This is a genomic window from Burkholderia sp. BCC0397, from assembly GCF_902832865.1.
Taxonomy (GTDB): domain Bacteria; phylum Pseudomonadota; class Gammaproteobacteria; order Burkholderiales; family Burkholderiaceae; genus Burkholderia.
Genome location: NZ_CADFDL010000006.1, coordinates 205,947 through 228,228 on the forward strand (window position 1 = coordinate 205,947; position 22,282 = coordinate 228,228).

Below are 22,282 nucleotides of genomic sequence, written 5' to 3' on the forward strand. Positions count from 1 at the left end.
TCGGCGGCGCAGGCGGCACCTGCCCCGCGTGCGCCTGCGTGGCGCGACCTCGCGATCATGGTCGCCGCGGCGGCCGTGCTGCTGGTCGCCGGTCCGTTCGTGTTCGGTTCGTATTTGCTGAACGTCCTGATCCAGGCGTGTTTCTTTTCGATCGTCGTGGTGACGGTCGACCTGTTGTGGGGCTATACCGGCTACCTGACCTTCGGCCAGTCGGCGTTCTTCGGCATCGGTGCGTACACGGCCGGGCTCGTGTTCACGCATGGCGGCTTTTCGGCGCTGCATGCGCTGCTCGCGATCGGCGCGGCGCTCGCCGCGACGGCGGCCGTCGCCGCGGTGTTCGGCTGGCTGTCGTTCTATCGCGGCGCGTCGCCGTTCTTCGCGACCGTGATGTCGCTGGTGCTGCCGATCGTGCTGACGCAGTCGCTGCTGTCGGGCGGCGAATGGACCGGCTCGAGCTCGGGGCTGACCGGCTTCGAGACCTTCGACCTGTCGCTGGGCCAGTGGTACTGGATCGCCGGCGCGGCGCTGCTGGCCGTCGCGGTGCTGGCCTGGGTGTTCGTGCGCAGCGACGGCGGCCGCCTGCTCGTCGCGATCCGCGACAACGAGGCGCGCTGTGCGTATCTCGGCATCAATACGTCGTTCGTCAAGATCGTGCTGCTGATCGCGACCGCGATGATCGCCGGGCTGGCCGGGTTCGGCTACGGCGCGTTCAGCGGCGTGGTCGCGCCCGAGCTGTCGGGCTTCCTGCTCGGCACGCAACTGGTCGTGTGGGTCGCGCTCGGCGGGCGCGGCACGTTGTGGGGGCCCGTGATCGGTTCGCTGCTGATCAATGTCGCGACGGCCTACCTGAGCGGGAGCATGCCGTTCGCATGGCAGCTGATTCTCGGCGCCGCGTTCGTCGTCGTGATCGTGCTGCTGCCGAAGGGCCTCGTGCCGCTGCTCGCCCGACCGTTGCGCCGCTTCATGGCGAGCGGGCGGCCGTTGCCGGTGCTCGTGGAGCGGCCGGTGCAGCCGCGTGAAGCCACGGCCGGCACCGCGCCCGCTCTCGACATGCGTGCGGTCGAGCGGCATTTCGGCAGTCTCAAGGTATTGCAGGGCATCGACCTGCAGGCGGCCGGCGGCGAGCTGGTCGGCCTGATCGGCCCGAACGGCGCGGGCAAGACAACGCTGATGCGCTGCATGAGCGACGGCGCCGAGCGTTCGTCGGGGCAGGTCGCGCTGGGCGGCACCGAGATCGGCCGGATGCCGCCGGAGCGCTGCGTGCGGCTCGGCCTCGGCCGGAAGTTCCAGAACGCCAACGTGTTCGACAGTCTCACCGTGGCCGAATGCCTGCGCATCGCCGGCACCCTCGTCGAGCGGCCGTCGCTGGTGCGCGCCGCGACGACGCTCGCGCTGCCACCGTACGCGCTGGAGGTGATCCGCGCGACACGCCTCGACCGCAAGCTCGACGCCGTCGCGAAGGATCTGTCGCACGGCGAGCAGCAGGCGCTCGAACTGGCGATGGTGCTCGCGCTGGAGCCGCGCATCGTGCTGCTCGACGAGCCGACGGCGGGACTGACCAAGGTCGAGCGCACGCAGATCGGCAACGTGCTCGCGGCGCTCGCGCACCGGTACGGGCTGTGCTGTCTGCTCGTCGAGCACGATCTGGATTTCGTCGCGGAAGTCGCGACCCGCATCGTCGTGCTGCACCAAGGCCGGATCGTGATGCAGGGCAGCTTCGCCGACGTGGTGGCGTCGGAACTGGTCCGGACCATTTATTCCGGCAGCGCGCAGGGCGGCGCCGCTGCCGCGCGACAGGAGGCACCATGAGCGGGATTGCGCTCGACGTGAACGCGGTCACGAGCGGCTATCGCGATGCGATCGTGCTGCGTGGCCTGACGATGCGCGTCGCCGCCGGCGAGGCGGTGGCGCTGCTCGGCAAGAACGGCATGGGCAAGACGACGCTGCTGAAGACCATCATGGGCTACCTGCCGAAGACGGGCGGTTCGATCCATGCGCACGGCGCGGACATCACGCGCCTGCCGCCGCACCGGATCTCGCGGGCGGGGATCGCCTATGCGCCGCAGGAGCACGCGTTGTTCCACGACCTGAGCGTGCGCGACAACCTGCGGCTCGGGCTGGCGCAGGCGTTGACGTTCGACGAACGCTTCGCCGAGATCGAACCGGTGTTTCCGGTGTTCGCGAGCCGGCTGAAGCAGTATGCGGGGACGCTGTCCGGCGGCGAGCAGAAAATGCTGCTGGTGGCGCGCGCGCTGATGATGCGGCCGTCGACGATCCTGCTCGACGAAATCACCGAGGGCCTGCAGCCGTCGGTGATCGACCGGCTCGCCGACGTGCTGCTGTGGGAGCGCGAGCGCCGCGGCACGACCTTGCTGCTGATCGAGCAGAACGTGCCGTTCGCGCTGAAGGTCGCCGATCGCTACGCGGTGCTGAAGCAGGGGGCGCTGATCGACGACGGCGATGCGAAGGCGCCGTCGGCTGCCGCGTCGGTTTTCGCGCACCTGCGGGTCTAGCCGGGAGGACGACGACATGCACGAAACCGGCTTTTATCGCCCGGGCTCCGCGCGGCAGATGCTGGCGCGAATCGACGGTGCGCACGGAGATCGCGGTCGCGTGATGCACGACGCGTTCGCGCGGATCGACGCCGTCGAAGCATCGGTTCGCGCGCTGACCGCGGTGGTGTCGCGGGAGGCCGCGCTGGCGGCGGCCGACGCGGCGGACGGGCCGCTGGGCGGGCTGCCCGTCGTCGTCAAGGACATCTTCGACACGCAGGCGTTGCCGACCTGCTACGGTTCGCCGATCTACGCGCGGCACCAGCCTGCCGCCGACGCGGCCATCGTCACGATGCTGCGGCGCGCGGGCGGTGTCGTGATCGCCAAGAGCGTGACGAGCGAGTTCGCGTACATGGCGCCGACGGTCACGCGCAATCCGTGCGATCCCGGCCGTACCGCGGGCGGCTCGTCGTCCGGATCGGCGGCGGCGGTCGCCGCGGGCTACGCACCGTTCGCGATCGGCTCGCAGACGGGCGGCTCGACGATTCGCCCCGCGTCGTTCTGCGGGATCGCCGGCTACAAGCCGACCGTCGCGATGCTGCCGACCGCCGGCATGAAGGGCTTCTCGTGGACGGCCGATACGGTCGGCCTGTTCGCGGCGACGGTGCGTGACGTCGCGTACCTGGGCGCCGTCCTGGCCGCGCGCGATCCGCGCACCGACGATGCGTCGCCGCTCGACGGGCCGGTGTTCGGCGTACCGGAATCGTGGCCGTGGACGCAGCCGTCGGACAACGCGTGCGCGGTGCTCGACACCGCGATCCGCGCGATCGAGCGGGCGGGCGGCCACGTGCGCCGCGTGCGCTTCGCGCCGTGGATGGCGCGCATGACCGATGCGCACGAGACGATCCAGCGTTACGAGGCATACCGGACGCTGGGTTTCGAGTACGATCGACATCGCGGCGCGTTGACGCCGATGCTCGCGTCGTTTCTCGAGCGCGCGTCGCAGGTGGACACGGCGAGCTATCTCGCCGCATGCGCCGAACTCGCGGCCGCGCGCGACGCGCTCGGCGGCTGGTTCGACGGATTGAGCGCGCTGCTGACGCCCAGCGCGCCCGACGAGGCGCCGGACGGTTTCGCGTCGACCGGTGATCCGGCATTCAACCGGAACTGGACCCTGCTCGGCACGCCGTGCGTGAACGTGCCCGGCCTGCGCGGCGCGCGCGGCGCGCCGATCGGCGTGCAGGTGATCGGCCCGCACGGCGACGATCTGCGCTGCCTCGCGGCAGCCCGGTTCGTCGAGCAGGCCATCGCGGTCACGTAAGCAGGCGCGTGCCGAGGGCCGCGCGGGCCATCACGGCGCGGGCCCGGCACGATGAGCACGGACACTGGAGGAAACGGCATGCAGGCGAAGTCGCAGCAGTCGTCGGGACAGTCGGGCGCGGATGCCGGATGGCGCATCGGCGTGCTGTATTCGCGCACGGGCGTGACGGCGGCGACCGAATCCGAGCACTTTTTCGGCACCGTGCTCGCGATCGAGGAAATCAACGCGGCGGGCGGCGTCGACGGACGCCCGCTCGACCCGGTGGTCTACGATCCGCGCAGCGATCCGGACGAATACCGCCGGCTGGCGTCGCGCCTGATCCAGGACGACGACGTCACGGTCATCTTCGGCTGCTCGACGTCGTCGAGCCGCAAGGCGGTGCTGCCCGTCATCGAGCGCAACAATGCGCTGCTCTGGTATTGCTCGATCTACGAGGGCTTCGAATATTCGCCGAACGTGATCTATACGGGTGCGGTGCCGAACCAGAACAGCATGCAGCTGGCGGCCTATCTGCTGCGCAACCGCGGGCGGCGTTTCTTCCTGGTGGGCGCCGACTACATTTATCCGCGCGAATCGAACCGCATCATGCGCGACATGGTCGAGCAGCACGGCGGCGAGATCGTCGACGAGATCTACCTGCCGAACGACGCCGATCCGGACGCGCTCGCGGAGGTGGTCCGGCAGATTCGCGCGGCGCCGCCGGACGTCGTGTTCTCGACGCTGATCGGGCGCAGCGCGCGCGCGTTCTATCAGCTGTACCGCGAGCACGGCATCGATCCCGCCCAGGTGCCGATCGCGAGCCTGACCATGACCGAGGGCGAGACGCGCATGATCGGCCCGGAACTGTGCGGCCACCATATCGTGTCGGCCAGCTACCTGAATACGCTCGATCTCGACGGCAACCGGCGCTTTCTCGAATCGTGGCGCGCCCGCTTCGGCGAGCAGCCCGCGAGCATGTGGTCGGAGATGGCGTACAACCAGGTCCGCCTGTTCGCGCTCGCGCTGGCGCGCACGCGCAGCCTCGACACGGCGAAGCTGGTCGACGCGGTGCACGACGTCGAATTCGATTCGCCCGAAGGCGTGCTGCGCATCGACCGGGACAACAATCACGCGATCCTCACGCCGCGCATCGCCGTGTGCCGGCCCGACGGCGCGTTCGACATCGTTTGGGAGGGGAGCGGGCCCGTCAAGCCCGATCCGTACCTGGTGTCGTACGGCTTCGCCGAGTTCTGGCTCGATGGAGAACGGCCATGACCACGTGGGCGCACCGGCTGTTCGACGATCTGCGCACCTTGCGCGTGCTGGTGATTCATCCGCCCGGCGAGGACCGCAACGTGCTGGTCGAGCAACTGGGCCGGATCGGCTGCCCGGTGACGGTGCTGTGGCCGTTTCCCGCGCAGTTGCCCAACGATGCCGACGCGGTGTTCTTCCTGGTCGGACCGGAGACGCGCCGCGCGGGCAACTGGTGCGCGGCCGATACGCGGGCGACGCTGATCGCGCTGTCGGACTATGAAAATCCGACCGTGCTGAAGATCCTCGTCGATACGCAGGCGCACGGCGTCATCACCAGGCCCTATCGCTCGACGGGCATCCTGAGCACGCTGGTGCTCGCGCGCGCGTCGTCCGGCTATCAGCAGCGGCTGCAGAACAAGATCGGCAAGCTCGAGGACGCGATCAAGGCGCGCCGCCACATCGAACGCGCGATGCGCATCCTGATCGAATCGCACCAGCTGAGCGAAAACGACGCCTACGAACATATCCGCTCGCGTGCGACCCGCCTGCGCGTGACCGTCGGCGAAGTCGCGACGATGGTGATCGATGCGCACGAGGCGATGGAAAAACTCGGCCTCGACAAACCCGCCCGATCCTGATCGAAACGGCAGTGCCTCGCGTACGGCGAGCGTATGGCGCGCGTACGGCGAGCGTGCGCGCGCCCCGTGTGCGGCCGGCGCGGCGCGAATCGTAACAGATTGTCAAAGATTGTCTTCGCGCGTTGTCCGGCTGGCGAGAATGACCTCAACGCATACCGGTCTGCTGAAGCATTTCGTTGAGTTCGATGCGGTTGTAGGTCGCACGCAGTGCGTCGCGCGCGGTGATGGCATTCCGGGCGACGAGTTGCGCGAGGCTTTCGTTGAGCGAGCGGGACATGTTGTCCTCCTTGCGCCGGACGAATTCCGCGAGCATCGGGATCTTCGACGGATCGGTGAGGAACGCGCTGATCTGCTGATTGTGATTGAACAGCAGTTCGCTGGCGAGCACGAGCTGATCGCCGCTTTCGCTGGGCACGAGGCTCTGGCAGATCACGCCGATCAGCGCGTTCGCGAGCGATGCCGCGTGACGTTCGCGCTGCTCGGCGGGAAAGAACGACAGCAGGCGCGTGACGGTGGTGAGTGCGCTGCCGGTATGCATGGTCGCGAATACGAGGTGCCCCGATTCGCTGGCCTGCAGCACGGCCTCGGCGGTTTCGATGTCGCGGATCTCGCCGACCATGATCACGTCGGCGCGCTCGCGCAGCACTTCGCGCATGCCGGCGGAGAAGCTGCGGGTGTCGGTCGGGACCTCGCGCTGCGAAATGATCGACTGGTGGCTGTCGATCGCGTATTCGATCGGCTGCTCGATCGTGACGATGTGGCAGTTGCGGGTGCGATTGAGGTGGTCGAGCAGCGATGCGATCGTGGTCGTCTTGCCCGAGCCCGTCACGCCGGTCACGAGCACGAGCCCCATGCTCGCGGTCTCGATCGTCGAGCGGATGTACGCGGGCAGGCCGAGCTTGTCGAGCGGCAGCGGTGCGAGCGGCAGGCGGCGGATCGAGATGACGGTCTTGCGGCCGTTCGAGGTGCGGTAGACGTGCGCGCGCAGGCGGCAGCCGGTGAGAACGAACTGGCGATCGATCGCGCCGTCGCGCAGGCGGTTGTCCCAGTCGTCGTCGACGGCGTCGAGCATCGGCGCCATCTCGTCGAGCATGATCGGACCGCCTTCGGTCTCGACCCAGCCGCGCGGCGTCTTGATCATGATGGGCCGGTCCTGCTCGATGTGCAGGTCGGTGAAGAAGCGGCGCTGATCGACGAGGTCGAGGATCTCCTGGGTCAGGTCGCGCGGTTCGGACGGGTGACTGTGCATATCGTGTGTCGATTGCAGCGAAGGGGGTAACGCGATCCTCGCAGGCCTCCGCGCGATTGTCCAGCGCGGCGGCGGGGATGCGGCAACCGGCAGGCAAATCATCGGGCGTCGGCGACGCCGTGGCTGGAGGAACGACCTGAATGCGTACGTTGAAGGCATGCATGGTAGCGCTCTGGATGGTCGGAGGCTGGGGGGCCGCGCATGCGCAGGCCACCGGGCCCGGCGGCACGGCGCTCGACGATCAGGTCTCGGTGGCCGGCGAGGCGCACGATACGCCGCGCGTCACGACCCAGGGCGCGGGCGTGCCGTTGCGCGCCGCACTGCGCAGGATGGTGCCGGTCACGTACAGCATCAACCTGCCGAATGCCGGCGCATGGGCGGCGACGCCGGTGTCGTGGAGCGCGGGCCATTCGCTCGCGCAAACGCTGCGCGAGATGCTCGCGGGGCATCCGGAACTCGCCGCGCAGGTCGACACCGATTTCCAGCTCGTCACCGTCCGTTACCGGCAGCCGTTCGGCTCCGACACGGTGGGCGCGCTGATGCCGCCACCGGTGCCGCCGGTGCCGTCCGCGACGCTGCCGGGCGGCGTGACCGATGGCGGGCCCGCGGGTGTCGTGGTCGGCGGCCCGATCGGCGGTGCGCCGCCCGAGAGCCCGATGCCGGATCGCGCGAGCCCGGCCGGCAAGGCCGGCGCGTCGCGGCTCGCATCGCGTCCGTCGGCGCCGGGCTCGTCGCGCTCCGGCGCGGCCGCGGACGCGCGTCCGGCGACCCAGGCCGACCGCATGCCGGACGCCGAATTGCCGCTGCCCGGCGCGCGCGGTGCCGCCACGGATCGTCATCCCGTCGCGGGTGTGCTGCCCGCCGGCGCGGGGCCGTTGCCGCCGCCGGCGCGGACGTGGCGCATCGAGCTGTCCGATCGCACGGTGCGCGGCGCACTCACGCGCTGGACCCAGGAGGCGGGCTGGCGACTGATCTGGGAGGCGCCGGTCGATTTCGCCGTCGACGCGCCCGCGATCCTGACCGGCACGTTCGACGAAGCGCTGCAATCGGTGATCGGCGCGCTGTCGGCCACCGACGCGCCCGTGCAGGCGATTCTCTATCGAGGCAACAAGGTGCTTCGCATCGTTGAAAAGGGAGCCGGTTAATGCGCCATCTCGCGATCACTCTCGCGCTCGCCGCGACCCTGACGACCGGCTGTACCGGCCTGTCGGAGAAATTGTCCGCCGCCGTCGACCACGATCACGCGCAGTCGAAGCAAGCGATCGATGCCGCGTTTGCCGGCGACGCCCGCCCGCGCGCGGGCGCCGACAGCGTGATCGTCAAGGATTCACTGTGGCTGTCGGGCACGACGATCAAGCTGAATCATGCGGACGTGCTGCCGCCGGTGTTCCTGCAGCCGGCCACCTTCGACAGCGACGTCGGCTCGCTGGCCGAATTCGCCGAGCGCGTTTCGCGGCTCACGCATATCCCGACGCGCGTCTCGCCGAATGCGACCGGTGATGCACCGGCGAGCGCCCGCGGCGCTGCGTCGACGCCGGTGCTCGGCAACGTGCCGCCGTTGCCGCCGCTGCCGACACTCCCCGGGCTTGACGGGTCGCGCGGCAATGCGCCCGGCGCGAATGCGATCGCGGGCCTCGCGGCGCCGACCCACATCTCGTATCGGCATGGCGACCTGCGCGGCCTGCTCGATGCCGCGGCCGCGCGCTTCGGCGTGTCGTGGAAGCTGGTGAACGGCGCGATCCTGTTCTACTTCACCGACACGCGCACGTTCCAGGTCAACGCGATTCCCGGCGATGCGTCGGTCGACGCGCACGTGATGAGCGGCGCGACGAGCGACAACATCGCAGGCGGCGGCAGCATGTCGGCGGGCGGCACGGGTTCGAATTCGAACCAGCCGAGCGTATCGGCCAGCAATACGGCCAACACGGTGGTCAACTCGCAGCTGTCGGTGTTCAACAGCCTGAGCGCGTCGATCAAGGCGATGCTGTCGCGCTATGGCAGCGTCGTGTCGTCGCCGGCGACCGGGTCGATCACGGTCACGGACACGCCCGACGCACTCGATCGCGTCGGGCAGTTCATGGACGCGCAGAATCGCTCGCTGTCGAAGCAGGTGCTGATCGACGTGACCGTCCTATCGGTCGACCTGTCCGACGACGACAGCTACGGCATCAACTGGCACGCCGTCTACCAGGCGCTCGGCACGTCGTTCTCGCTCGCGAACACGTTCTCGACGACCGCGACCAATCCGGTCTCGTTCACCGCCCAGGTGATCACGCCGAACAGCCGCGCGTCGGGCACGCTCGCGATGATCAGCGCGCTGTCGCGCCAGGGCAAGGTGCGGCGCAAGACCTCGGCGTCGATCACGACGCTCAACGATCAGCCGGTGCCGGTGCAGGTGGCGACCCAGCAGGGCTACCTGGCGTCGGTGTCGACGACCAACACCGCGAACGTCGGCTCGCAGACGGCGCTCACGCCCGGCACCATCACGACCGGGTTCAACATGACGCTGCTGCCGCACGTGCTCGACAACGGCACGGTCCTGCTGCAGTTCTACACGAACATCTCGGCGCTGCTGGAGCTGAAAACCGTCGAGAGCGGCGGTCAGAAAATCCAGACGCCGGAGATCGACACGCGCAATTTCCTGCAGCGGGTATCGATGAAGTCGGGGCAGACGCTGGTGCTGAGCGGTTACGAGGCATCCAACGACAGCCTCACGAAGTCGGGCATCGGCAAGCCGAACAATTACGCGTTCGGCGGCGGCTACGACGGCGTCCGCGACCGGCAGGAAATCGTGATCCTGATCACGCCGATCATGATGAACGGCGCCTGACGATCGCGCGACGGATCCTGCCATGGCCACTCACGTCATTCAGATCGGGCACCAGCGTTTCGTCTGCGGACTGTTCTGGCAGTCGCTGTCGCGGCGCCACGAACTGCGCAAGGAAGCGATCGAACTCGGCAGGAAGCTGAGCTTCGACCTGATGGTGCTGCGCATGGACCGCAGCGTCGCGGCCGCGGGGTTCGCGAACGCTGGCGACGGCGTGCAGTCGGGCATGGCGTCGCTCGGCATCGTCGTCGCGAAGGCGATCGCGAAGCAGGGCGCGTTCTATAACGGCCGCCAGCAGCCCGCGCCGAACTGGCTGGGTGCGTTCAGGCTGCCCGACGGACGCTGGGCCTTTTTCGCGATCCGCGACGGCTCGTTCTTGCCGAACGGTGATTTCATCGGGTCCGCCGACGAGGTGTTCGAGCGGCTGAACTCCGACTACGCGCTCGGTGGCTGGAACACCGTGATCGGCGACCCCGAGATCGAGCCGATGGGGTTCCACAATTTCTACGCGCGGCGCATCGACGATCTGCTCGACAGCCGGCGCGGCCGCGTGCGGGCACCGCAATGGACCCGCCTGCGCCCGGTCCGGCGCGGCCTGCCGTGGCAGGCGCTCGGGCTCGCCGCGGGCGTCGCGGTCGCGGCGACCGGCGTGTCGGTCTGGTACGCCCATCATCGCGCCGCCGAGCAGCGCGAGCGGGACCGCGCGCTCGCGCTGGCGCGGGCCGGCCTGCGGGTGGGCGCGTCGGGGCCGGCCGCCCACCCGTGGGCGCGGCTGCCCGATCCCGGCCAGTTCGCGCGGGCCTGCCAGCGGCATTTCGCGCTGCTCGCGCCGGGCGGATGGACGCTCGATCGCTACGTGTGCGATCCGCAGGGCGTGCAGTACGCGTGGTCGCGCAACGGCTCGACGGTCGCGCTGCTGCTCGCGCGGGCGCCGTCCGCGCAACTGGATGCGAGCGGCGAACACGCGTCGTTCAGCGAACCGTTCGAGATGGGCGCGCCGCGCGACGAAGCGCTGCTGCCGGGCGGCAGCCTGAAAGCGGAGTTGCTGGCGCGGTTCCAGGCGATGAACGTGCCGGCGACGCTGTCGCCGGTCGCGGCGCCGCAGCCCGATGCACTCGCGCCGGTCGGCAGCGCGCCGCCGCCGTGGCGTCAGTGGCGCTTGCTGGCGCGGCTCGGCGGCTTGCCGCCCGAACAGTTCACGCCGCTGCTGAGCGCGGCGGGCGTGCGCCTTGTGAAGTTGACCTACCAGGCGGGCGACTGGTCCGCGGAGGGAGTCGTCTATGCGAATTGATACGAGAGCTCGCGCCCGTGCCGGGCTGATCGTCGCGGGGCTGATCTGGACGGGCGGCGCGATCGCCGCCGCATCCGACCCTGCCGCGACCGTGCCGAAAGCGTCCGCGGGCGTCGCCGTGGCGAAGCCGCTTGGCGCCGCGCCGGCGAGCGGCGCCGCGCAGGACGCGCCGCCGGCCGGCTGGTCGACCGGGGCCGCCGCGCAACTGACGCGGCTCGAGGAGCAGACCGTATTGCTCAAGGCCGAGATCAGGAAACTCGACGCCCAGGCCGAAGTCGCGCAACGGACGGCTGCGCTGGCCCGGCTCGGCAGCGCCGCGACGATCGACCCGGTCGCGCAGAACGTGCGCGTCATCGCGATCGAGGGCTTCGGTCATCGCTATACGGCGATCGTGCAGACCGGTATCGGCGAGCGTTTCGACGTGGCGTCCGGCGACGAATTGCCAAACGGCATGAAGATCGTGTCGATCGGCGCGAACGAAGTCGTCGGGCGCTGGGGCAACGGGCAGAAGATGCGCATGGTGCCGGTGCTCGCGTCACGCAGCGGCGCGGTGTTCAACGGCGGGCCGAACCCGGCCGCGAACGGCACCGCCAATCCCGGCGTGGCGATGGGCGCCGGCGCGTCCGCCGGCACGCTCGTGCCCGCCGCCGACCCCGCGGCGGCGGCAGCGGGTTTGCCGCCCGCGTACCAACCGGCCCAGTAGCCAGGCGAGGCATCCGATGAGCTCACTTCGATTGGGGCGTCCCGGCGCCGCCGCGCCGCCGCGCAGCGCGGCCGGCGTCGACACCGCGCATCCGTTGTCCGGCGAAGGCCCGTGGGCCGCGAGCGCGGAAGAGCGCAAGCTGCTGTGCCTGCTCGACGACGGCCGCCTGCTGATCGCCGAGGGCCACGAGCTGAGCCCCTACGTGCTGTCCTATCGCGCGCGGCTCGACCGGCTCCACCATCACTACCGGATGCAGGCGGTCGGGCTCGACGAGGTGCGGCGCGCGTACGAGGGAATGCGCTCCGACGGGACCGGCGAACGCGTCGATCACACGGCGATGCAGATGCTCGCGAAGGAACTGATCGCGCACGCGTGCCGCGAACGCGCGTCCGACATCCACATCCGCGTGAAGCGCTTCAGCACGGAGATCCTGTTTCGCATCCACAACGAACTGGTGCGCGTGAGCGAGCAGACCCGCGAGCAGGGCGCGCGCCTGCTCGCGACGCTCTATGCGGCGATGGCGAGCGTCTCGGACAACACGTACAAGCCGCACGAACGCCAGGACGCGGCGATCGGCGACCGCGACAAACTGCCTGCCGAGCTGTTCGGGGTACGCATTGCAACGGCGCCCACCAGCACCGGCAACGTGATGGTGTTGCGGCTGCTCTACAACGACGCCGGCGATTCGATCGACCTGCGCCTGCTCGGCTACTCGGATGCGCAGGCCGCGGAGATCGACGAGTTGCGGCGCCTGCCGCACGGCATGAACATCATCAGCGGGCCGACCGGGTCGGGCAAGTCGACCACGCTGCAGCGCGTGCTGGCCGGGCAGATCGCGGAGACCCACGGCTCCGTCCACGTCATTACCGTCGAGGATCCGGTCGAGTATCCGATCGCGGGCGCGGTGCAGACGCCGGTCGTCAACGCGCCGACCGAGGAAGCGCGCTCGCTGGCGTTTGCCGGCGCCATCGCCAATGCGATGCGGCTCGACCCGGACACGATCATGATCGGCGAGGTGCGCGACCGCGCTTCCGCGCAAAGCGCGTTGCGTGCGTCGATGACCGGCCATCAGGTCTGGACCACCGTCCATGCCAACAGTGCGCTCGCGATCGTCGACCGGCTCGTCGACCTTGGCCTGCCGCTCGCGATGGTGGCCGACGAATCGGTGATCACGGGGCTCGTCAGCCAGCGTCTCGTCAAGCTGCTGTGCCCGCATTGCAAGCAGCGCCTCGCGGGTTCGCCGCAGCAGGACGATGCGTTGGCGGCGCGCGTGCGCCGCGCGGTCGGCGCCTCGTTCGACAAGGTCTTCGTGCAGGGGCCCGGTTGCGAGCATTGCGGCGGGCGGGGCACCATCGGCCGGACGGTGGTCGCCGAGGTGATCCGGCCGGATGCGCGCCTGTTCGCCTATCTGCGCGAGGGCGACAAACGCGCGGCGCAGGCGTACTGGCTCGACGAGCTCGGCGGCCGCACGACCGTCGAGCACACGATCGAGAAAGTCGCCGCGGGGCTGGTCGACCCGCGCGCGGCCGAGCGCATCGTCGGCCCGCTCGTGGCGCGCAACGAACCGGTGCGGCTGCGTCCGGTCGACACGACGGAGGGCCGGCGCGGGAATCCGGGCGGCGCGGTCGCGGGAGCCGGCCATGAATCTTGATCCGCACCTGCGGTGGGCCAAGCTGCAGGCCACGCCGCAAGCGCGCCTGCGGCACTATCGCAAGATCGAGAAGATGCTCTCGAACGGCCTGCCGTTGCTGAAGGTGCTGGAGGAGCTCGAACTGCGCGCGTCGCACGACGGACGCAAGCCGACGCTGCCCGAAGCGATCCTGCTCGGCGAATGGCGCCGCACCGTGCAGAACGGCGGCAGCCTTGCCGAGGGCATGGACGGCTGGGTGCCGCAGGCCGAACAGATGATCGTGCTGGCGGGCGAGCAGTCGGGCCGCCTCGAAGCCGCGCTGCGCTCGGTGACCGGCATCGTGACGTCGGGGCGGCGCATCCGCAATGCGATCGCGCAGGGCCTCGCGTATCCCGTCGCGCTGCTCGCGATGATGCTGGCCTATCTCTACCTGTTCGGCGCGAAGCTCGTGCCGCAATTCGCGGCGATCGAGGATCCCGAGCGCTGGCACGGCTCGGCACGCCTGCTGTACGACCTGTCCGTGTTCGTGCAGGCGTGGCTGCCCGAATGCCTGATCGTGCTCGTCGTGCTCGTCGCGTTGCTGGTCTGGTCGATGCCGCGCTGGTCCGGGCGCCTGCGCAGCCGTTTCGACAATTACGCCCCCTGGTCGCTGTACCGGCTGATGGTCGGTTCGAGTTTCCTGACCGCGTTCGCGTCGATGCAGGCGGCCGGCTTCACCGTCGAGAAATCGCTCGCGCAACTGGCCGACCATGCGAAGCCATGGCTGCGCGAGCGTATCGACGACACGCTGTTCGGCGTGAAATCGGGCTTGAATGTCGGGGAGGCGATGCGCATGAGCGGGCACCGGTTTCCGTCGCAGGAAATCGTCGACGACCTGTGCGTATACGCGCAATACAAGGGCTTCGCCGAGTCGCTCAAGACGCTCGCGGACGAATGGATCGAAACGGGCGTCGAGCGGGTGTCCGCGCAAATGCGCGTGCTCAACGGCGTCGCGATCGTGGCGATGGCGATCATGCTGGGGATGCTGATCGTCGGGTTCTTCGGCATCCAGGAGGAACTCGCCGCGATGAGCAGGGCGATGCATTAGCGGTACTCCGGTCAATCACTCCGATCAACCACGCAGGTTCATCAACAGGGGAAAGGCGATGAAAGCGGTCACGCAGCATGGGATGCCGAAACGAACGAAACGGCGCGACGTCGCGCGCATGCCGCCGCCGGCAGGGGGGGCCGCGCACCCGGGCGCCGCACTGCAGCGCGGCGCGTCGTTGCTCGAGGCGATTTCCTATCTCGGCATCGCGGCGATCGTCGTGATCGGCGCGATCGCGTTGCTGGCGGGCGCGTTCAGCAGCGCGAACACGAATTCGATCACGGAGCAGGTGAACGCGATCCAGAGCGGCGTGAAGAAGCTGTACATGGGGCAGTCGGCGAGCTATGCGAACCTGTCGAATTCGGTGCTGGCGAGCGCGGGCGTGTTTCCGTCGACACTGGCGCCGGCGTCCGGCAGCGGCGCCATCACCAACATGTGGAACGGCACGATCACCGTCGCGGCGGCCACGAACAACAGCAACCAGTTCACGATCACCTATACGAACGTGCCGCGCAGCGTGTGTGTCAACAGCGTGAGCGCGGGTGGCAGCTGGATCTCGATCACCGTCAACGACACGGCGCTGACGCTGCCCGCGACGCCGGACAGCGCGGCCACCGCGTGCGCGGGCGGCGACACGAATACAGTGGCCTGGACCTCGACCTGATGCCGGTGAACCGACGCGATGACCCTCGAAACCGAATCGTTGCAGCGGCTGGCCTTTTCCTACCTGTACCTCGGGCATGCGCGCATCGGCGACTGCTTCATGGACGGGACCGCCGAGCGCGTGCGGGCGCTGCCCACGCATCCGACGCTGCGGGCCGAGCTGGATGCGCTGAAGTTCGCGTGCGGCAGCGCCCGGCCCGGGGCGCGGGCGTTCCGGCTCGAGTACGGCGGCGTGCCGTACCGGGTGCGCGTGATGCCGACGCCGGACGGGCCGATGTACGTGCTGCGCCGTCTCGACCCGACACTCGCGTCGCTCGCGGGGCTCGGCCTGCCCGGCGCCTACGTGCGGCGGCTGCTGCGCGCGGACCTCGACGGCCTCGTCGTGATCTGCGGCGCGGCCAAGTGCGGCAAGACCCGCACGGCCGGCGCACTCGTGCGCGAGCGGCTGACGTTGCACGGCGGCATCGCGATGACGATCGAGGAGCCGATCGACGTGGCGCCGGGCGGGGCTTACGGTGAAGGCGTCTGCATCCCGACGTTGACCAGCGCCGACCGGCAGGAGGATTTGCGGGCGGCGCTCGGCTGCGGCGCACGCGTGATCTTCGTCGGCAACCTCGACGATCCGGCGCTGATGATCGACGTGCTGCTGGCGGCCCGCGAGGGCCACCTGATCGTGAGCACGGTCCTGGCCGACGACGTGGGCCGCGCGATCGCACGGCTGCATACGCTCGCGGCCCGCGTGCTCGACGCGCCGTCGGTGCGGGCGCTGCTCGCCGACGGTCTCGCGGCCGTGCTGCACCAGCGGCTCGCCAGGCGGGCGCCGGGGCAGCGGCGGTTCGAGGCCCAGTTGCTGATGCTGGCGGACAGCGCGCCGGCGCGGGCGCAGGTACGCGACGGGCGCTACGACGAACTCGGCGACGCGCTGCGCCAGCAGATGAAGTCGATGATCGCATCGGACGCGCTGGCGTCGCTCAGGGGAGGCGGGTGAATGTTTGCGCTCTGGATCGCGGCTGCGATGATCGCGCTCGCCGGCGTCTACGCGCTCGTCGATGCGCGTGCGGTCGATGCCGCACCGACCGTCACCGCGATGTCGATGGGGCAGAGCATGGCGGCTTACCGGCTCGCCGGCGTGCGGTACGCGCTCGCCAATCCGGCCGCGGCCGGCACGGTATCGGACGGGGCGCTCGGGCCGTATCTCGGCGCAGGCGCGGGCAATCCGCTGTGGCGGGTCTATGTCGCACCGAACACGACGGTCGCGGGCAGCACGGTCGTCGTCTATACGACCTCCACGGCGGCCGGCGCGGCGATTCCGGTGATCGAGGCGCTCGCGTTCCATTCGGCGCTTGCCGGCGTGGCGCACGCGGGCACGATCGTGTCGCCGGGGAATCCGGCGGTCGCCCTGCCGGCTGTCGTCGCAGCCGCCGTCCCGGACGGTGCGCCGGTCTGGATGGCACAAGCGTATTGACGGGCGGCGCGGCGCCGCCCCTGAACTCGTCGACTTCATCATGAGCCCATCACGCAAACGTCAGCGCGGCTTCACGATCGTGGAGATGCTCGCGGCCCTCGCGATCGCATCGCTGATGATCGTGGGCGTCACGGCGATGATCAGTACCTCCCTCGCGGACGCGAAGGGGCAACAGGCGGCCGCCTGGCAGGCGCAGATGACGCAGGCCGCCGCGCAGCTGATCACGCAGAACCAGAGCGCGCTCGCGGGCGCGGCCACGCCGACCGTGCCGGTCGTCGTGTCCCTCGCGGGCGGCAGCTACCCGCTCGCGCGCTATCTGCCGCCCGGCGTGTCCGGCAAGAACGCGTACGGACAGACGCCGTGCCTGCTGGTCTACGGCATCGACGCGACGACCGTGCAGGGGCTGCTCGTGACCGAAGGCGGCGCGACGATCGGCGACGTGCAGCTCGGCTACATCGCGGCGAATGCGGGCGCGGGCGGCGGCTCGATTCCGCGCACCAACAATGCGGCCGGCGCGGCATTCGGCGCGTACGGTGCGTGGAGCATCGCGACACCGAACCCGTCGCGCAAATCGTGCTCGGGCAACGCGACCGGGTTCGGCCATCTCGTGAGCCAGGTGTTTCCGGCCAACGCGCAGGCGCAGAACGGCGATTTCCTCTATCGCGTCAGCGTGCCGGGCAATCCCGCGCTGAACACGATGCAGGTGCCGGTCACGCTGGCGCAGCAGGAGGACTACGCCGCCTGTACGTCCGCGGCGGGCTCGATCGCGGCGGATGCGTCGGGCCATGTCGTCACCTGCAGCAGCGGCATGTGGAAACCGATCACGTCGCTGCACTGGCGCGACCCCGTCGCGTCGGCCGCGGCACTCGGCAGCCTGCCGAACCCGCTGCCGGGCGATGTCGCGGTGACGCTTGCCACCGGGCGCGCCTATACGTTCAACGGCACGGCATGGCAGGCGCTGGCGGTCAACGAGGCCGGCTATCTCGACCTCGGCAACGGGCAGACGGTCGGCGCACCGTGCGCGCCGGACGAAGCGAACACGACGCCCGTCACCACCGACGCGTCGGGCCGCGTGCTGTCGTGCCGCGACGGCACGTGGCAGACGCAGGCGGAAATCGAACCGGTCACGAACCAGACGGGCTGCACGATCCTGATGGCCTCGCCGAACGCGACCGACTACGCCGGGTGCGGCGGCGTGCCCGGCGGGGCGTGGTCGAGCGGACCGTTCACCTACAACGGTGCGAACGGCACTTATTCGTACTACTACTATGTGCCGGTGACGATGGCCAAGCCGGGCATCATCGCCGTGACGACCTGGGGGCACCTGAACGACGGCGTGAGCACCGGCAAGCGCGGCGCGCAGGCGCAGCTCTCGCAGGCCGTCGACGTGATGAACGACGCGTTGTCGGCGAGCTACGGCCATACCGAGGCGCAATCGCCGACGCTGATCGACGATTCGGGCGGCATCACGACGTCGCTCACGCAAGCCGTGAAGCCGGGCACGTACCGCGTCCGGATCGTCACGAGCTGGGCGACCTACGCCGTCATCACCACGCCGTGGACCAGCAGCCTGCTCGGCCAGCAGAACCAGGCGATTCCCAATACGCCGGTCGTGCATGGCTGGACGATCAACACCTACTACTGACCGGGCGCGATGCGAACCGACATGCATGCACCGGAAGCGGGGGCGATGCGACGGGGCGCCGGGCGTTGACGCGACCGGGCGGGCGGCCAATCATCGATCCCACGACCTGCCTTTCGTGCGAGCGAGACAACCATGCCCATCTTCCGCTTCGGCCTGCTGTTCATCCTCGTCGCCGCATGCGTGGCGGCGACGGTTCACGCCGCGCCCGTGAACTGGCATACGCGCATGGTCGACTACACGGCCGACTCGAAGGACATCAAGGACGTGCTGCGCGATTTCGCCGCCAGCCAGGGCATTCCGGCCGATATCTCGAAGGACGTGCAGGGCAGCGTCACGGGCAAGTTCCACATGCCGCCGCAGCGCCTGCTCGACACGCTCGCGTCGTCGTTCGGCTTCGTCTGGTACTACGACGGCCAGGTGCTCGACATCGTGACGCCCGACGAAATGAAGAGCACGCTGATCAAGCTCGATCACGGCAGCACCGCGCAACTGCGCAGCACGCTCGCGGCGATGAACGTGACCGATCCGCGCTTCAGGATCACCTACGACGACGTGCAGGGCGCGGCGATCGTGAACGGGCCGCCGAACTACGTCAAGCTCGTCGGCGATGTCGCGCAGCGGCTCGATACGACGACGCGGCACCGGGCCGGCACCGTCGTGCAGGTCTATCCGCTGCATCACGCGTGGGCGATGGACCGCTCGGTGGTCGCCGACGGGCAGAGCATCAACCTGCTCGGCGTCGCGACGGTGCTCAACAACGTCTATCACCCGCAACAGGGCGGCGGCGGCAATTCGGGCGGCGGCGGGCGCGCGCCGAACGTCCAGCGCGCGCAGCCGATGGGCAACGTCGGCGGCGCGCGCATGCAGGCGGGCGGACCGTCCGCGCCGCTGCCGCCGGGCACGACGCTGGCGAACGGCGAATCGTCGCTGGGCTTGCTGTCGGGCCTGTCGGGGCGGCCGTCGCAACAACTGTCGTCGGCCGTCGCCAGCTCGGGGCCGAATGCCGGCGGGCAGGCGTCCGGCGGCGGCGACGACGAAACGCTGCCCGTCATCGAGGCCGACCAGCGCACCAACTCGGTCCTGATCCGCGACACGCCCGACCGGATGTACCAGTATCCGGCGCTGATCCAGCGGCTCGACGTCAAGCCGTGCCTGATCGAGATCGAGGCCCACATCTTCGAGGTCGATACGTCGTCGGTCCGCCAGCTCGGCGTGAACTGGACCGCGCACAACAGCCATATCGACCTGCAGACGGGCAACGGCCTGGGCGCGCAGAACACTTACAACGGCACGCTGACCCAGAATTTCGGCAACACGACGCTGGCCGGCAACGTGACGGCGGCGGCGATGCCGGTGGGCGGCGTGCTGTCGGCGGTGATCGGCAACGCGGGCCGCTATCTGATGGCGAACGTGTCGGCGCTGGAGGAGCAGAACCTGGCGAAGATCGACGCCAATCCGAAAGTCACGACGCTCGACAACATCGAAGCCGACATGGCGAACCAGACGCAGTTCTTCGTGCGCGTGAGCGGATACACGTCGGCCGATTTGTACAGCGTGTCGACCGGCGTGTCGCTGCGCGTCCTGCCGATGGTCGTCAACGAAGGCGGCCGAACGCAGATCAAGCTCGACGTCGCGATCCAGGATGGCCAGCTGACGTCGCGGACCGTCGACAATATCCCGGTGATCTCGAGCACGAACATCAATACGTCGGCCTTCGTCAATGAAGGCGAGGCGCTGCTGATCGCCGGCTACAAGAACGACGGCCGCAGCGATACGACGACGGGCGTGCCCGTTCTTTCAAAAATTCCCGTAATAGGTAATTTGTTCAAATATACGAATCGCGAGAACAGTCGGATGGAACGCCTGTTTCTGCTGACGCCGCGAATCATCGAGTTATGAATGCGAAATGCTAAACGAAAGGTATTTCATTTTCTAAACATGGCCAATCGAATTTCGATGGCGATTTCCATCTGAATTTGACACCAATTTCCGGGTATAAATAAATCTAATATTATTAGTTTTATATTACTAATGATATGCTCGCCGGACTGCCCGCTTCTGATTAACGGAAACCTGAATGGCATCGATGTCGACGAAGCCTGGATCCGATGTGCGCCCGTTGACGGCAGACGGGCCGCCGTCCGCGATCGACTGGGCGCGGGTCCTGTTCGACGCACAGCCGCAGGGCGCGATTGCCGTCGACGGGCGCGGCGCGATCCTGTTCGCGACGCCGGTCGCGGCGCGCCTGCTCGAACGGCCGCTCGACGCCGGCGTGCCGCTGTTGCCGCTGCTGCGCGCGTGTCGGCCGGATGGCGGCACAGACGACGATACGGATGCGCACCGCGCGCTGCAGCAGGATCTCGAACGCGGCATCGAGCTGCAGGCGGCCGGCCGCTGGCTGTGGGTGAAGCTCGAGCGGGCCCGCCCGGGGAGTCCCGCTGCGGCCGTCGCGTGGCTGCACGACGTGACCGACCTGCACCAGGCGCTCGACCACCGTACCGAATCGCTGCGCTTCCTGTCGCACGACCTGCGCTCGCCGCAGAATTCGATCGTCGCGCTCACGCAGTTGCACGAGCACGATCAGGCGGCGTTCGAAGCGTGCGGCGGCATGCAGCGGATCGCCGAACTCGCGCGTTACGCGCTGTCGCTCGGCGATCAGTACATCTTCTCGTCGGTAGCCGACGTCGTTCGTCATCGCGATTTCGTGCGCTTCGATCTGCGCCGCGCGATCCGCAGCCTGATTCCGAAACTCGAGGTGGCCGCCGTCTATCGCGACGTCGCGTTGCGGTTGTGGCTTGCCGACGGGCCGGCCGTCTGGATGAGCGGCGTGCAGGTGTTCGTGATGCGCGCGCTGCAGAACCTGATCGACAACGCGATCCAGGCATCGCGTGCCGGGGCGCGCGTGACGGTGTCGCTCCGGGTCGAGGACGGCACGGCGGTCGTGGTGGTCGGCGACGAGGCGGGCGGATTGCCGGGGCTCTCGCCCGATCGCCCGATGACCGACTTCGACGCGCTGTCGCCGAAGGCATCGGGCGGCTACGGCATCGGCCTCAAGCTGGCCGCGCGCATCGTCGTGCTGCACGGCGGCACGCTGCATGCCGAGGTCAATCGCGAGTCCGGTACGGATTTCGTGTTGCGCCTGCCGCGCCTCGTGCTGCAGGCCGGTATCCGAAACTCGCCGGACGGCCGGCGCACTGGCCCTGCGGCGCTGGAGCGCCCACCGCTCGACCAGGCACCTCGTCAGCGGCGCTTGACACCGGGCTGAGGGCCCGAGCGGATCGCAAACATGCTCAATCAGACGCGAATCATGTTGTTGGAGGATGACCGGATCCAGCAGACGATGCTGGTTTCGTGGCTCAAGGCGGAGGGGTACCAGGTCGAGGCGTTCGACAATGGCATCGAGGCACGCAACCATCTGTCGGATCACTGGGCGGACCTGATGATCCTCGACTGGGACGTGCCCGGCCTGTCGGGCGACAAGCTGCTCAACTGGGTGCGCGGGCGATCGCGCTCGACGGTCCCGGTGATGTTTCAGACCGTGCATTCCGACGAAGAGGAAATCGTCCGGATCCTCGACACCGGGGCGGACGACTTCCTGATCAAGCCGGTCGACCGGATCGTCTTTCTCGCGCGCATCCGCGCGCTGCTGCGGCGCTTCCAGACAGCCGGCAGCGAACGGCGCCGGATGATCGTCGGCGACTACATCCTCGACCGCGCCAACCTGAACATCAGCCGCGGCACGACCTCGCACTCGATCGGCGCGAAGGAATTCGACCTGCTGTGGCACCTCGCGTCGCATCGCGGCATCGTCGTGCAGCGCCAGGATCTGTATTCGGTCGTCTGGGGCTGGGACGGCGGATCGCAGAGCCGCTCGGTCGACATGTACGTGAGCCGCCTGCGCACGCGCCTGAAGAACCTGAATGTCGACTGGGTGATCCAGTCGGTGTACGGCCGCGGCTACCGGCTGAACCTGGCCGACATGCCCGTGGACCAGGAGGTCGAGCAAGGCGAAGGGGCGATCGAGTTCAAGCGTTGAGC

Annotated in this window: 19 protein-coding genes; 18 read left to right on the forward strand and 1 reads right to left on the reverse strand. The window is 69.0% G+C overall.

Annotated elements, in window-relative coordinates:
- The first annotated feature begins 57 nt into the window (after positions 1-57).
- The 5 genes from HWX03_RS20385 (at position 58) to HWX03_RS20405 (ending at position 5,684) form a co-directional block, all read left to right on the forward strand.
- Entirely contained in the window at positions 58-1,809 is a 1,752-nt protein-coding gene (locus tag HWX03_RS20385) for a branched-chain amino acid ABC transporter ATP-binding protein/permease (RefSeq protein WP_244132728.1), read from the forward strand.
- Positions 1,806-2,513 (forward strand): ABC transporter ATP-binding protein, encoded by a 708-nt coding sequence (locus tag HWX03_RS20390; protein WP_175872449.1) that lies wholly within the window; start codon positions 1,806-1,808, stop codon positions 2,511-2,513. The genes HWX03_RS20385 and HWX03_RS20390 overlap by 4 nt, the downstream gene beginning before the upstream one ends.
- Before the next feature lie 16 nt (positions 2,514-2,529).
- The gene (locus HWX03_RS20395; RefSeq protein ID WP_175872450.1) at positions 2,530-3,813 is read left to right on the forward strand and encodes an amidase; all 1,284 of its coding nucleotides are present in this window, start codon (positions 2,530-2,532) and stop codon (positions 3,811-3,813) included.
- A gap of 78 nt (positions 3,814-3,891) precedes the next feature.
- On the forward strand, positions 3,892-5,067 hold the full coding sequence (locus HWX03_RS20400; RefSeq protein ID WP_174434273.1) for a transporter substrate-binding domain-containing protein: 1,176 nt from the start codon (positions 3,892-3,894) through the stop codon (positions 5,065-5,067).
- Complete coding sequence (locus HWX03_RS20405) at positions 5,064-5,684, forward strand: ANTAR domain-containing protein (RefSeq protein WP_175872451.1); 621 nt, start codon at positions 5,064-5,066, stop codon at positions 5,682-5,684. The genes HWX03_RS20400 and HWX03_RS20405 overlap by 4 nt, the downstream gene beginning before the upstream one ends.
- A 145-nt stretch (positions 5,685-5,829) precedes the next feature.
- Here the strand turns inward: HWX03_RS20405 and HWX03_RS20410 are convergent, their stop codons facing one another.
- On the reverse strand, positions 5,830-6,933 hold the full coding sequence (locus HWX03_RS20410; RefSeq protein ID WP_174434272.1) for an ATPase, T2SS/T4P/T4SS family: 1,104 nt from the start codon (positions 6,931-6,933) through the stop codon (positions 5,830-5,832).
- Between the two features lie 161 nt (positions 6,934-7,094).
- Here HWX03_RS20410 and HWX03_RS20415 point away from each other — a divergent pair, with 161 nt between their 5' ends.
- From HWX03_RS20415 to HWX03_RS20475, 13 genes are all read left to right on the forward strand, one after another.
- Positions 7,095-8,078 (forward strand): toxin co-regulated pilus biosynthesis Q family protein, encoded by a 984-nt coding sequence (locus HWX03_RS20415; protein WP_175872452.1) that lies wholly within the window; start codon positions 7,095-7,097, stop codon positions 8,076-8,078.
- Positions 8,078-9,763 (forward strand): PilN family type IVB pilus formation outer membrane protein, encoded by a 1,686-nt coding sequence (locus HWX03_RS20420; RefSeq protein ID WP_175872453.1) that lies wholly within the window; start codon positions 8,078-8,080, stop codon positions 9,761-9,763. The genes HWX03_RS20415 and HWX03_RS20420 overlap by 1 nt, the downstream gene beginning before the upstream one ends.
- A 22-nt stretch (positions 9,764-9,785) precedes the next feature.
- Positions 9,786-11,051, forward strand: coding sequence for a type 4b pilus protein PilO2 (gene pilO2 / locus HWX03_RS20425; RefSeq protein ID WP_175823825.1), 1,266 nt, complete (start codon positions 9,786-9,788; stop codon positions 11,049-11,051).
- Positions 11,041-11,754, forward strand: coding sequence for a type IV pilus biogenesis protein PilP (gene pilP, locus HWX03_RS20430; protein ID WP_175872454.1), 714 nt, complete (start codon positions 11,041-11,043; stop codon positions 11,752-11,754). The genes pilO2 and pilP overlap by 11 nt, the downstream gene beginning before the upstream one ends.
- Before the next feature lie 16 nt (positions 11,755-11,770).
- Positions 11,771-13,405 carry an ATPase, T2SS/T4P/T4SS family gene (locus HWX03_RS20435; RefSeq protein WP_175823823.1) on the forward strand — a complete coding sequence of 545 codons (1,635 nt, stop codon included), beginning with the start codon at positions 11,771-11,773 and terminating at the stop codon, positions 13,403-13,405.
- A complete protein-coding gene (locus tag HWX03_RS20440) occupies positions 13,395-14,471 on the forward strand; it encodes a type II secretion system F family protein (RefSeq protein WP_175872455.1) in 1,077 nt (358 codons plus the stop codon). The genes HWX03_RS20435 and HWX03_RS20440 overlap by 11 nt, the downstream gene beginning before the upstream one ends.
- A gap of 82 nt (positions 14,472-14,553) precedes the next feature.
- A complete protein-coding gene (locus HWX03_RS20445) occupies positions 14,554-15,135 on the forward strand; it encodes a type 4 pilus major pilin (protein WP_244132704.1) in 582 nt (193 codons plus the stop codon).
- Between the two features lie 18 nt (positions 15,136-15,153).
- Positions 15,154-16,122 (forward strand): ATPase, T2SS/T4P/T4SS family, encoded by a 969-nt coding sequence (locus HWX03_RS20450; protein ID WP_175872457.1) that lies wholly within the window; start codon positions 15,154-15,156, stop codon positions 16,120-16,122.
- Positions 16,123-16,599, forward strand: a complete 477-nt coding sequence (pilM, locus tag HWX03_RS20455; protein ID WP_175872458.1) for a type IV pilus biogenesis protein PilM — start codon at positions 16,123-16,125, stop codon at positions 16,597-16,599.
- A 40-nt stretch (positions 16,600-16,639) separates the two neighbouring features.
- Positions 16,640-18,244 carry a shufflon system plasmid conjugative transfer pilus tip adhesin PilV gene (gene pilV / locus HWX03_RS20460; RefSeq protein ID WP_175872459.1) on the forward strand — a complete coding sequence of 535 codons (1,605 nt, stop codon included), beginning with the start codon at positions 16,640-16,642 and terminating at the stop codon, positions 18,242-18,244.
- 132 nt (positions 18,245-18,376) lie between these two features.
- Positions 18,377-20,143, forward strand: a complete 1,767-nt coding sequence (sctC, locus tag HWX03_RS20465; RefSeq protein WP_175872460.1) for a type III secretion system outer membrane ring subunit SctC — start codon at positions 18,377-18,379, stop codon at positions 20,141-20,143.
- A 178-nt stretch (positions 20,144-20,321) separates the two neighbouring features.
- Complete coding sequence (locus HWX03_RS20470) at positions 20,322-21,509, forward strand: HAMP domain-containing sensor histidine kinase (protein ID WP_175872461.1); 1,188 nt, start codon at positions 20,322-20,324, stop codon at positions 21,507-21,509.
- 21 nt (positions 21,510-21,530) lie between these two features.
- The gene (locus HWX03_RS20475; RefSeq protein ID WP_174434259.1) at positions 21,531-22,280 is read left to right on the forward strand and encodes a response regulator transcription factor; all 750 of its coding nucleotides are present in this window, start codon (positions 21,531-21,533) and stop codon (positions 22,278-22,280) included.
- The last annotated feature ends 2 nt before the right edge of the window (positions 22,281-22,282 follow it).